Source organism: Streptomyces sp. NPDC001858, from assembly GCF_053594615.1.
The window spans coordinates 43,910-54,488 of record NZ_JBSFEV010000051.1; the positions used below are offsets into that span (position 1 = coordinate 43,910).

Genomic DNA, 10,579 nt, shown 5'->3' on the forward strand with positions numbered 1-10,579 from the left:
AGCCGACGAATGATCTTGTCGGGGGAATACCGCACCCGCAGCCCTGTGGGGGTTTGGGCGAGCCACACCCTTGCTGCTCCGGCGAGACCGCGGTCGGTGAGGATCGGCGGGTGGATGCCCCGTACGACGTGCCTCAGCTCGGTCAGCGCTTCTTGTGCTTGGTCCTGGGCGTCGGCGAGCAGTTTGCGCGCGGTCTCCGGATCGAGGTCCTGGCGCGCGTTGCGCCAGGCCGATCCGCATGGACAGCGACACCAGCCGCGCCTGCGTGCCGTCGTGCAAGTCCCGCTCGATCCGCCGCAGTTCGGCACCATGTGCGGCGATCGCGCCGGCTCTGGTGGCGGTCAACTCCTCGACGCGCTCGGCGAGCCGTGCCTTCGGCGAGGGCTTGAGCAGGGCGGCCGACCACGTGGCGTCGAGGTTCGCGAGATGGCTGATCAGCGGCAGGACGACTGCCTTGCGGCGTAGCAGTCCGCACCGAACGCCGTCGACGGGCAGTCCCACCCCCCCACAGCGGCACCGCCAGCACGGCCAGCAAGCCGTAGGCGTAGTAGGCAGCCATCCATCGCAGATCGGTGTGCGTACCGGGGGCACGGGCCGCCGTACGCAGCCTCTTTCGGAGCGGGCCCGTCAAGGCCGGGTACGCCTCGGGGATCTCCCTCTCGGTCCACCTCACCACCCGGCGTCGCTTGGCCCCCGCCAGTCTGCGTACCAAAAACACCGTCTCCGGCAGCAGCCCGGCACCGACCAGCATGAGCGTGACGGTGGCCGCGACCAGCAGCACGGTGATGAACACATAGGAGCAGAAGCCCAGCGCCAGGGCTCCCACCAACTGCACTGTGGCCCGAGCTGCCTGACGCCCTGTTGCTCGCATGTCGATCAGGCTACTGACCCGCGTTACCCGGGCCCGGGGGAGCGGGCCCCCTGCTCCTGGTGTAGCTGGCTACACCAGGAGTTCGGGAGCCCACCTCATCGTGCTGGCGAGCGGGCGGCGGCATCGTTGATCCCAGCTGTTCACAGCTCCCCGTCCGGAAGGAAATCGCCATGAAGTCGCTCCTCTCGTCGAATCCGGGAACGGATTGTGGGGCGCGGCACGTGGAGCGGACGGAGACCGAACGGGACGACGCACGCCAGGCCCCGGCCTGCCCCGGCCCACTCGCCTCCTTCGCCCGGTTTGTCCTGCTCGGCGGCGGCGTTGGGATCGCCTCCAGCGCCGCCGTCGCCCTGCTCGGCGGGCTGATGCCCTGGGCGCTGGCGAACGCGCTGATCACCGTCGCCTCCACCATCCTGTGCACGGAGCTCCACGCACGTTTCACCTTCGGGAGCGGGCGGCGTGCCGGATGGCGTCAGCATGCGCAGTCGGCCGGGTCGGCCTCGGCCGCCTACGCGGCGACGACTGCCGCGATGCTGATACTGCACATGGTGCAGCCGTCGGCCGGGATGCCGACCGAGCAAGCCGTCTACCTCAGCGCCTCCGCGCTCGCCGGCACAGGACGTTTCCTGGTGCTGCGCCTGTACGTCTTCGCCGTCGGCCGGAACAAGGCGACGGAGCCGACGAAGAGCCCGGCACCGCTTCGGACGACGATCGCGACGGGGTCCGCGTCAATCCCCGCCCCGGCCTTGGCAGGGGAGCTGCTGCTGCCGATCGCGACGGCGGACAGCGCGGCGTCGGCCTTTCGAGGTAGCTCTGGATGCCGGACTGTCGGGCGTCGTATGGCGACCGGTCACCGGCAAGCGCGCCGATCGGCTTCAGCCGGAGCCGGGAACCCGGGTGCACCGGCGGAGGAGCTCGGTCGGCCGGAAGCCTGTCACCTGCCTTCCGCGAGTGAGCGGGGCACCGGGGCGCCGCGCAAGGAGCCGGGATATGCCGGGGCCCGAACCCGATCTCGGTCGGCCCGCCGCGACGGTATGCCAGGTCCGAAGGCCGGCGACCTCGTTGCCATGGCCAACCAGGCATGAGGTGGGGGCGGCTCGTCGGTAAGACGGTCTCGTGCGCCTCACGACGATAGGGGCCTTGGCGCGCGGCCGTGCTTGGTGGCAGATGTGCGCCATCACTGTCCCGGAGGGCGGGTGAAGGACGGGTGGCCCATGGTCGGAGCGTCTGGGGAACCGCCTTCCGACGAGAAGGCCTGCCGTGGCCGCTTTCCTCTAGCGTCCGGGTCGTCTGGTCTTCCGGCGACGCTGGTACGTAACCCTGCTGCGGGCGGTTGCGGATCGGCCTGGGTGCCGGCGCCGTCACCGCTCCCTCCGCCCCCCACAGCGCGTTCTCCACACCGAGCGTCGAGTCCAGCGAGCGCAGGCCGACGGGGCGAACGCCCGGTCCGGCTGCAGCGCCCGTGTTGTGACGACGGCTGCACTCATCATGATCGCTGTGTTCGCCGGCTTCATCACCGTGGGTGAATCGGTGATCAAGATGATCGGCTTCGGACTCGCCATCGCCGTCCTGTTCGACGCGTTCGTCGTCCGGACGGCCATCGTGCCCGCCGTCCTCGCCCTCCTCGGCGACAGGGTCCGGCGGCTTCCTGGCTGGAGCTGAGCCTGCCCCGCATCGACATGGGCGGCGAGGTGCTCAGCCGACGGCACTCCACTCACCCGGATCCGGACGAGTCCCCCGATCCGGCCAGGGTGCCCCGGCTGAACAGGGGAAACGTCAGTATGCCCGGCGGCGAGCAGGTGCTCGCCGCCGGGCTGGGGTGCTCGCCGTCCCCCGTCCCCACGGGCGCGGCGAGTGCGGGGCCGATACCGCCATGGCGGCCCCGGTCTCGGGGCGGCCGCCCGTAGGGGGCGGCCACCGGGTGGTGCGGGGATCTAGCGGCTGTGCACGAGTTCGGGATCGTGCTGGTCGACGACCGGTGCGGTAGGAGCGGGGTGTTTGCGGGTGATCGCCTCTCCCTCGACGTCGATGCTGGGCAGCAGTCGGTCGAGCCAGCGCGGCAGGCGCCAGGCGCGGTCGCCGAGGAGGGCGAGGACGGCGGGCACGATGGCCATCCGGACGACGAACGCGTCGAAGAGGACAGCGGTCGCCAGCCCGAACCCGATCATTTTGATCATGGACTCGCTGGCGCCGACGAAGCCGGCGAAGACCGCCATCATGATCAGCGCGGCGGCGACGACCACTCGGGCGCTGGTGCGGAACCCGGAGACGATCGCCTGCCCGGGCCGGTCACCGTGGACGTAGGCCTCGCGGATACGGGAGACCAGGAAGACCTCGTAGTCCATGGCAAGGCCGAACACGATGCCCACCAGGAAGATCGGCATCATGCTCATGATCGGGCCGGTTGTCTCGACCCCGAGCAGTTCGGCGCCGTGGCCGTGCTGGAACACCGTGACGACCACGCCGAGCGAGGCCAGTACGGAGAGCAGGTAGCCCAGGGCGGCCTTGAGCGGTACCAGGAGGGACCGGAAGACCAGCAGCAGGAGCACGATGGCCAGGCCGACGACGACGATGAGGTAGGGCACCAGCGTGTCCTGGAACCGCTTCGCGACGTCGATGTTCATCGCGGTGCTGCCGGTGACTTCGTAGGTGGCGTCGGCCTGCTTCTCGATGCCGGAACGCTCGGCGCGGATGGTCTTCACCAGGTCGATCGTCCTGGCGTCGGTCGGGCTGGTGGACGGGGTGGCGGAGAGCACGGCGGTGTCGCCGGACTGGTTGAACCGTGCCGGGGAGACGGAGACGACTCCCTTGGTGTCGCTGATCCGCTGGCTGACCTTGGAGACGGCCTCCTTGGGGTCGGCCGCGCCCCTGGCGTCTACGACGATGGTCAGGGGCCCGTTGAAGCCGGGGCCGAAGCCGTCGGCGAGGGCGTCGTAGGCGCGGCGTTCGGTGGTGGAGGTGGGCTTGGCCTCGTCGCCGGGCATGCCCAGCTGGAGGTCGGCGGCGGGGACCGCGAGTGCGCCCAGGCCCACGACGCCGAGCAGCAGCACGGGCAGGGGGTGACGGATCACCAGGCGTGCCCAACGGCTGCCGCCGTTCTCCACGTTTCCGGCGGCGTCCTTCATGGTGCGGCGGGGCTTCTTGCCCTTGCGGACGCGGCGGGCGAGCACGGCGTTGGGCCAGAAGCCGAGAAGAGCGGGCACCAGGGTCAGGCAGATGAGGACGGCGACGAGAACGGCGCCGGCCGCGGTGAGGCCCATCTTGGTGAGCATCGGAATGCCCACCACGGACAGTCCGGCCAGCGCGATGACGACCGTCAGACCGGCGAAGACGACTGCGGACCCGGCCGTGCCGACGGCCATTCCCGCGGCCTCCCTCGGCGCCCGGCCCTTTCCGCGCTCCTCGCGGTAGCGGGAGACGACGAACAGGGCGTAGTCGATGCCGCAGGCCAGGCCCAGCATGGAGGCCAGGGTCCCGCTGGTCAGGGAGAGTCCGAAGGTGCTGCCGAGGGCGATGATGGCGGTCATGCTGACGGCGACGCCGATGATCGCGGTCAGCAGCGGCAGACCGGCGGCGGCCATCGACCCGAAGGTGATCAGCAGGACCACCGCCGCGACCGCGATGCCGATCGCCTCGGCGGATCCGCCCGCAGCCGGCTTCGTCGCCAGGGCGTCGCCGCCGATCTCGACGGTCAGACCAGCGTCCCGGGCCTGCTCGACGGCGCGCTCGAGGTGGGTCTTGCTCGCATCGGTCAGGTCGTCGGCGGGCGTCCTGAAGGAGACGGTGGCGTAGGCCGTGGTGCCGTCCTTGCTGACTGCCTTCGCCTGGAAGGGGTTCATCGCGGCGGCCACCTGCGGGCCGGCGGCGGACTCGTCGACCAGATCCTCGATCACGGCCTTGTTCTCGGCGGCGGTGACCTTCTCTCCGCTCGGCGCGATGAACACGATGCGGGCGCTGGCTCCGTCAGCCGCCGAGCCCGGGAATCGCTCGTCCAGGAGATCGAACGCTTTCTGGGACTCGATGCCCGGCATGGCGAAACCGTCTTCGGGAGCGGCGGGAGCCTTCGTGGCGGCGAAACCGACGCTGCCGAGGACGGCTATCCACAGGAAGGTGACGAACCATCGCCACCTGAAGGTGATACGGCCCACGTGGTAGAGGAAAGTTGCCATGGCGGTGAGGAAGCCTCCATATCGGCGGTGCAGGACAAAGCAGTGCAAGACATGAGCGGAAGAAGAGGAGGCTCGCTCCGTCCGCGATCTGGCGGCGAGCGGGACGGCGTGCCTCAGTGATCTCTACGATCCCGTCCGGCGGGCTCAGCCACGAGGGAGCAACCTCCCGAAGCCGTGGTGTAGCCAGCTACACCACGATTCCGCGACGGGTGCGATCGCCACCGCGTGGCCGACGGGCATGCCGGTACCGTGACCGGCGACATTCGCCGACGGCTGCGTCCAGTCCCATCGACTCAACAACCTGAAGTCGGGCGGCGTTGGCCTTCGGTCCGCAGACCGTAGGCCCGTCCTGCCGAGTCATCCGCTCGGGAGGCGCCGACCTGGCACGATGTCACTTGAACGTGACAGGGGCCGGTGGCGTCTCGGCCTGGCCGGTGCAGACAGCACCGTATGACCGACCACACGCAGACCTTCTCGTTGGTCCTGAGCATGATCAGGAGTGGAGCGGCGGTGGTCCGGCCCGACCTCAGTCGGCGGACGGGGCTGGGCCGCACGATCATCACGCAGCGGGTGGACCATGCGATCAGGGCCAGGCTCGTGGTCGAGGGGGCGCCCGTCGCGCTTCCTGCGGATCGCGTCCGGTCGCGGTGTCGTCCTGGGTGCGGTGTGCGGAGCCAGCCAGCTGCAGGTCGCAGTGCTCGACCTCGACGGGGCCGGGTGGAATGGGACACGAGAGCGGTCCTGAGGCATCCCTGGCCACCCTGATCGAGGTGTCCGCTCAGTTCCTGACCCAGGACCTGCGGGACCGTCTGCGGGGTGGGTGTGCGGGACTCCCGGGTCCGGCCGACTTCGCTCGCGGCGCCCCCGTACAGCCGGAATCCGCCGGCGACAACGTCCACCGGGGAGCACGGGGAGCACGGGGGGCCGCGGGCGAGCTCGGGCACACCATCGTCGCCGAGGAGTCCCGCCACCGGTGCCGGTGCGGGAAGTTCGGCTGTCTCGAAGCGTTCGCGGGCGGGTGGGCTCCCGCCAGGGACGCGCGTACCGCGGCCCTGGCCGTCACCGACGTGCTCGACGGCTGCCAGGCCGGCGATCCGGTGAGCACTGAACTCGTCACCAGGGCAGGCCAGTTGGTGGGTGGTCAACTGGCAACACTTGTCAGTGGGTTCAATCCGTCGACTGTCTACCTGGCCGGATCGCTGGCGAGGGCCGGCGACGTCTTCCGCGGCCCCGTCGCGGAGGTCGTGGCGAGACGGTCCCTGCCGCTGGCCGTGGACCGACTCGTCTTCGCCGACATGTCGCCCGACTGCTCCGAGGGAGTCATCGGAGCGGCCACGCTCGCCATGGACGAACTGTCGCACCCCGACCTGCTCGGCCGGTGGCTCCCGCAGGCGACCCACGCGGGGCTCATGCGCGCGGCGAGGGATTCACCGAGAGCTTTGACCTGAGTCTCCCCGTTGCCGGCTCCGCCCCCTGAGCCTGTGGCGGGCCAACCCGATCCCCGTCCCGCGCCGATTCGACGACGCCCCGGGCCAGCTCCGCCGGATTGTTCTCGTTGCCCATTCGCTCGGCTGCATCGATGTAGTCGGCAAGAGCGTCGCGAGATTGAGCGAGCCTGTCCATCCGATCGTCCAGCCGCTGCAGCCGTGACCGCATCGCGGCCAGCAACTCGGGACATCCGAGCAGTTCCGGGGCCTCTCCGACCGCGCAGGGCAGCAGGTACGCGATGTCCTCGGAGGACAGACCGGCGCCAAGCAGGTGCCGGATCTGCTTCACCCGCAGCACGGCGTCCTCGTCGTATTCGCCGTGTGGAACCGTACGGCCTCCAAGGCCGAGCAGTTGGTGGCCCAGGGCGCTCGGCCGGCACCGACGGTTGACGTCGCGCTCAACGCAGGTTCCTTGACGATCATCTGCCTCACCGACTACCAGGCCCTGCACGAGCTGTTCGTCGCCGGCGATATCGCACTGGACGGCACGATGTTGGTCAACCTGACCTCGGGCGACTCGGCCCACGCCCGGGAGGCCGCTCGATGGGCCGAACAGCGCGGTGCCCATCACCTGGACGACGCCATCATGGCCGTTCCCTCGGCGATCGGCACCGCAGAGGCGGTGATTCTGCACAGCGGGTCACAGCCGGACTTCGAGGCGCACAAGTCGACACTCGACGCGCTCGGCACCGTCACCTACCTTGGCGCGGACCATGGGCTGGCGTCCCTGTACGACGTAGCCGGCCTGGCCATGATGTGGAGCGTCCTGAACGCCTGGCTCCCTGGAGACCGACGCGCGGGCGATGGCACACTTGATCGAGGAGAGCGAGGCGGTGGGTGTCAACGCCGAACTGCCAAGGCTGTTCGAGTCGATGGCCGACCGCGCGATCGCCGCCGGACACGGTGGGGAGCAGTATCCCGTGCTGATCGAAGAGTTCGGCAAACCCCGCCATGACCGACCGATCCCGACGCCGGGCCCTCAGACGGCGGTGAAGCCCGTCTGATAGGCGAGGACGACGAGTTGGGCTCGGTCGCGCACCCCCAGCTTGACCATGGTGCGGTTGACGTGCGTCTTGGCGGTGTACGGCGACAGGTAGAGCCGTTTCGCGATGCCGTCGTTGGACAGGCCGGCGGCGACCAGGGCGAGTACCTCGCGTTCGCGTTCGGTGAGGCGGTCCATCCCGGGCGGCGCCGGGCGCGGTGCGGCCTCGGGCCCAGTCAGATAGTGGGCGATGAGCGTCCTGGTCGCCTTCGGTGACAGGAGTTCCTCGCCGCGGGCCACAGTACGGATCCCGTCGAGCAGGGCGGCCGGCTGTACGCCCTTGCCGAGGAATCCGCTCGCGCCGCCGCGCAGCGCCTCGAAGACGTACTCGTCGGCCTCGAAGGTGGTGAGGATCAGCACCTTGACGTCGGAGAGTTCGGCGTCGGCGCTGATGGTCAGGGTGGCTTCGAGGCCGTCCATGTCGGGCATGCGGATGTCCATGAGGACGACATCGGGGGCGGTTGCCCTGGGTGTCGCGGGCCAGGGATCCGGTAGGCGGCCAGATCGGTGGCGGCCGGCAGCGGCCGGGGCTCGCCGGCGACCTGCTGCCGGACGGCGAGACCGGCCGCGGTGAACGATTCGACCAGGTGCCCGAGGCGGGACAGGCCGGGGAGTGGCTCGGTCGGCAGGGTCTCGTCCTCGGACTGGCGCAGCACGTAAAGGAGTTGGGCCAGTTCGTCCAGGACCGCAACTCCTGCCTCGTGGATGTGGCCGAGGGCGATCTCGACCTCGCCCGGCTGGGTGCGCGCCAGGTGGCCGGCGACACCGGCCTGGACATTGATCAGCGCGATGTGGTGGGCGATCACGTCGTGGAGTTCGCGGGCGATGCGCAGGCGTTCCTCGGCGACCCGGCGGCGGGCCTCCGCCTCCAGGGTCGCTTCGGCGCGCTCGGCTCGTTCGTCGGCCGTGGCGACTTAGCTGCGCCAGGTGCGCACGCTGCAGCCGATGGCTGCGGCCTTCTCGGCCTCCTCGAGCCCCTTGGCGTTGTTATTGGTGTCGAGTTGCCCGCGCAGCCCTTGGTCGGTGGCGCGGGCTTCCGCGAGTCGTGACTCGACGTCGGGGAGCAGTGTGCGGGCGCTGAGCACCCAGGCGGCAGCATCGAGTACCGCACGGGCACGGGACGCCTGCAGATGGCTCTGGGCGTCTGCAACTTCGCGCCGCAGGTCGTTGCGGCACACCAACAGGCGACGACAGAACCTCTCAGGTCTCGTCGGCGTGGGCGCCGGTGCCGACAGGGCTTCGGCTGGCGGCCAGCCAGGAGCGGGCGGGGCCGGCGGGTGTTGCAGTGTCCACGGTGAGGTGGAGGCGGGTGGCGCCGTCCAGGCCGGGATAGCTGCGCTGTTCCGCTCCGGCGAAGCAGTGGCGAAGCGCCTCCGCGACCGCTCGGGCGGCTTGGGGCGTGTGCGCGATGATCCGTACCTCGGCGTGCCCGAGCGAAGCCAGTGTCTGGGTCTCGATGTACTTCACGTGGGCGTGTTCCCTTCGGAGTGGGCGAGAAGCCGGCGGGGTGGGGGCGCTGTGGCGCCCCGCCCGCTGCCTTCGGTCGGGGGAAGGTCGGTTCCTCTCCGTTCCTCACCGGTCATTCGTGCGGTGGGTGCGGCGATTGGTGTCGTCCGGCAGGCCGGGAGGTCTCGGCAGGGGGTCGCTGAAGTGGTAGGCCGCGATCCGTGCGTCGTGCTGGGCATTGAGCAGGTGGATCAGGCGCATCCCGATGCCGATCGCGAGGACGATCACCGCGATGGTGACGAGGGTCTCCACGGAACTCACCTCCAGCCGTTTCCGGGCAGCGGGCGGGCGCTTCGTCTCATCGGGTTCCCGAAGGGGGACATGCAGGCCCCGCCTTCGTTCTCCCAGGTGGCTTCCCGGCGCACGGCGTCACGGATGCCGCGCCCGATGACGGCTTCGTCGCTCATCAGGACGCCCGCGGTGAGGACGCTGCCCGGGATCGCTGCGGCGGCCATCAGACGGGCCGCTGCTGCGGGTGCGGTCTCGGGCGGGACGACGAGGAGGTCCCAGCGCCCGACGGTGTAGGAGAGCAGGATGAGCTTGTCGGGGTCCTGCTCTGTGAACCAGCCCACGTGCAGCATGCGCCCGTCCACGGCAACCGTGTGCGGGACGACGGGCCAGCGGGAGGGGTTCACGGTGACGCGTGTGATGCGGCCCCAGGTTTCTTCCAGGGCGGCGGCGAGCGGTGGGAGCTCGGCTTCGAGGTCGCGGGAGCAGGGCCACCAGGCCCCGTCCAGCTGGCCGGCGAGCGTGGTCTTCGGGGTGAGGGACAAGCGTGCCGGAAGCTCTGTGGCGAGGTCGCGGGGCGCGGTCCGGTCGAGGGTCGTGGTCATGGTGCGACCTGCCCCCGGGCTGCCCGTCGACAGCCCGGTTTTTCGTGTTCGCCGGAAATGACACCCGCGTGAAAGCCGGTGTGCGAAGTACCTCCGGTGCTTTCACTGTACGCCTGTTCGACGGACTATGACCGCCGTGACCAGGTATTTTCCGGCGGACGCCGCATCGGCCGGCGGGAGTATCGTGAAACGACGGCGGGCTCGTGCACGTCGCCGGGCGGGTACCGGCGTCGGCCGCGAACTGCGACGGCGCACGGCCGCACCCCGTAGACGGGCGGACCCACATGGCTGACACCGGCCTCCCGCACACGCCCCGACTGCTGCTGCCGGATGCGATCCACCAGGCGGTCAAACCGGGTGCAGCCCTGCTGCGGCTGGAGACCACGCGGGCCCGGGAGGGGTTCCTGGACGGCGCGTGGTGGGCCCGCACCCGCGGCATCGAGACCGAACTGCCCGCGTTGATCAGCGTGTTGACCGGGCATCTCGGGCCGATCACTCGCGTGGGCGTGGACGCGGCCGCCTGGAACGGCCTCCCGACCCGCCTGGTCATCGACGACCAGGTCGTGCACCTCGACTTAGGCGCTGTTTCTCGGATCATGTGCGGAGCCAGGTCATGAGGGCCGCGAGGGTGACGGTTCCGAGGTAGATGTAGGCGCGTTTCTCGTAGCGCG

General features: G+C 70.1%; 9 protein-coding genes and 6 pseudogenes. 6 read left to right on the forward strand and 9 right to left on the reverse strand.

What is annotated here, in order from left to right:
• Positions 1-29: 29 nt before the first annotated feature.
• Positions 30-871 (reverse strand): annotated as a pseudogene (locus ACWCPF_RS40725) (histidine kinase); the annotation flags it as partial.
• Between the two features lie 170 nt (positions 872-1,041).
• On the opposite strand from ACWCPF_RS40725, the pseudogene ACWCPF_RS40730 reads away from it, so the two are divergent.
• Together ACWCPF_RS40730 and ACWCPF_RS40735 are read left to right on the forward strand one after the other, a co-directional pair.
• Positions 1,042-1,590: pseudogene (locus ACWCPF_RS40730) on the forward strand (hypothetical protein); the annotation flags it as partial.
• 736 nt (positions 1,591-2,326) lie between these two features.
• Positions 2,327-2,622 (forward strand): annotated as a pseudogene (locus tag ACWCPF_RS40735) (MMPL family transporter); the annotation flags it as partial.
• A 183-nt stretch (positions 2,623-2,805) separates the two neighbouring features.
• Here ACWCPF_RS40735 and ACWCPF_RS40740 read toward each other — a convergent pair.
• The gene (locus ACWCPF_RS40740) at positions 2,806-5,040 is read right to left on the reverse strand and encodes an MMPL family transporter (protein ID WP_451050186.1); all 2,235 of its coding nucleotides are present in this window, start codon (positions 5,038-5,040) and stop codon (positions 2,806-2,808) included.
• Positions 5,041-5,810: 770 nt separating this feature from the next.
• On the opposite strand from ACWCPF_RS40740, the gene ACWCPF_RS40745 reads away from it, so the two are divergent.
• Positions 5,811-6,488 (forward strand): ROK family protein, encoded by a 678-nt coding sequence (locus tag ACWCPF_RS40745; protein WP_451050187.1) that lies wholly within the window; start codon positions 5,811-5,813, stop codon positions 6,486-6,488.
• Here ACWCPF_RS40745 and ACWCPF_RS40750 read toward each other — a convergent pair.
• Positions 6,448-6,978, reverse strand: a complete 531-nt coding sequence (locus tag ACWCPF_RS40750) for a MerR family DNA-binding protein (protein ID WP_451050188.1) — start codon at positions 6,976-6,978, stop codon at positions 6,448-6,450. The genes ACWCPF_RS40745 and ACWCPF_RS40750 overlap by 41 nt on opposite strands.
• On the opposite strand from ACWCPF_RS40750, the pseudogene ACWCPF_RS40755 reads away from it, so the two are divergent.
• Both ACWCPF_RS40755 and ACWCPF_RS40760 read left to right on the forward strand, forming a co-directional pair.
• Positions 6,883-7,167 (forward strand): annotated as a pseudogene (locus tag ACWCPF_RS40755) (NAD(P)-dependent oxidoreductase); the annotation flags it as partial. The gene ACWCPF_RS40750 and the pseudogene ACWCPF_RS40755 overlap by 96 nt on opposite strands.
• Before the next feature lie 172 nt (positions 7,168-7,339).
• Positions 7,340-7,531: an imine reductase family protein gene (locus ACWCPF_RS40760; protein WP_451050189.1), complete on the forward strand. Its 192-nt coding sequence runs from the start codon at positions 7,340-7,342 to the stop codon at positions 7,529-7,531.
• Here ACWCPF_RS40760 and ACWCPF_RS40765 read toward each other — a convergent pair.
• The 6 genes and pseudogenes from ACWCPF_RS40765 to ACWCPF_RS40790 all read right to left on the reverse strand — a co-directional run bounded on the left by ACWCPF_RS40765 (position 7,507) and on the right by ACWCPF_RS40790 (position 9,908).
• On the reverse strand, positions 7,507-8,148 hold the full coding sequence (locus ACWCPF_RS40765) for a LuxR C-terminal-related transcriptional regulator (RefSeq protein WP_451050194.1): 642 nt from the start codon (positions 8,146-8,148) through the stop codon (positions 7,507-7,509). The genes ACWCPF_RS40760 and ACWCPF_RS40765 overlap by 25 nt on opposite strands.
• Before the next feature lie 119 nt (positions 8,149-8,267).
• A pseudogene (locus tag ACWCPF_RS40770) lies at positions 8,268-8,375 on the reverse strand (hypothetical protein); the annotation flags it as partial.
• A 108-nt stretch (positions 8,376-8,483) separates the two neighbouring features.
• Positions 8,484-8,747, reverse strand: a complete 264-nt coding sequence (locus tag ACWCPF_RS40775) for a hypothetical protein (RefSeq protein WP_451050190.1) — start codon at positions 8,745-8,747, stop codon at positions 8,484-8,486.
• 22 nt (positions 8,748-8,769) lie between these two features.
• Positions 8,770-9,036, reverse strand: a complete 267-nt coding sequence (locus ACWCPF_RS40780; protein ID WP_451050191.1) for a hypothetical protein — start codon at positions 9,034-9,036, stop codon at positions 8,770-8,772.
• Positions 9,037-9,141: 105 nt separating this feature from the next.
• Positions 9,142-9,327 carry a hypothetical protein gene (locus tag ACWCPF_RS40785; RefSeq protein ID WP_451050192.1) on the reverse strand — a complete coding sequence of 62 codons (186 nt, stop codon included), beginning with the start codon at positions 9,325-9,327 and terminating at the stop codon, positions 9,142-9,144.
• Between the two features lie 5 nt (positions 9,328-9,332).
• Positions 9,333-9,908, reverse strand: coding sequence for a DUF5994 family protein (locus ACWCPF_RS40790; protein WP_451050193.1), 576 nt, complete (start codon positions 9,906-9,908; stop codon positions 9,333-9,335).
• Positions 9,909-10,192: 284 nt separating this feature from the next.
• On the opposite strand from ACWCPF_RS40790, the pseudogene ACWCPF_RS40795 reads away from it, so the two are divergent.
• Positions 10,193-10,483 (forward strand): annotated as a pseudogene (locus ACWCPF_RS40795) (DUF5994 family protein); the annotation flags it as partial.
• Positions 10,484-10,579 lie beyond the last annotated feature (96 nt).

Coding starts and splice junctions, on each gene's coding strand:
- ACWCPF_RS40740 (WP_451050186.1), bottom strand. CDS start 5,040: ATGGCAACTTTCCTCTACCACGTGGGCCGTATCACCTTCAGGTGGCGA.
- ACWCPF_RS40790 (WP_451050193.1), bottom strand. CDS start 9,908: ATGACCACGACCCTCGACCGGACCGCGCCCCGCGACCTCGCCACAGAG.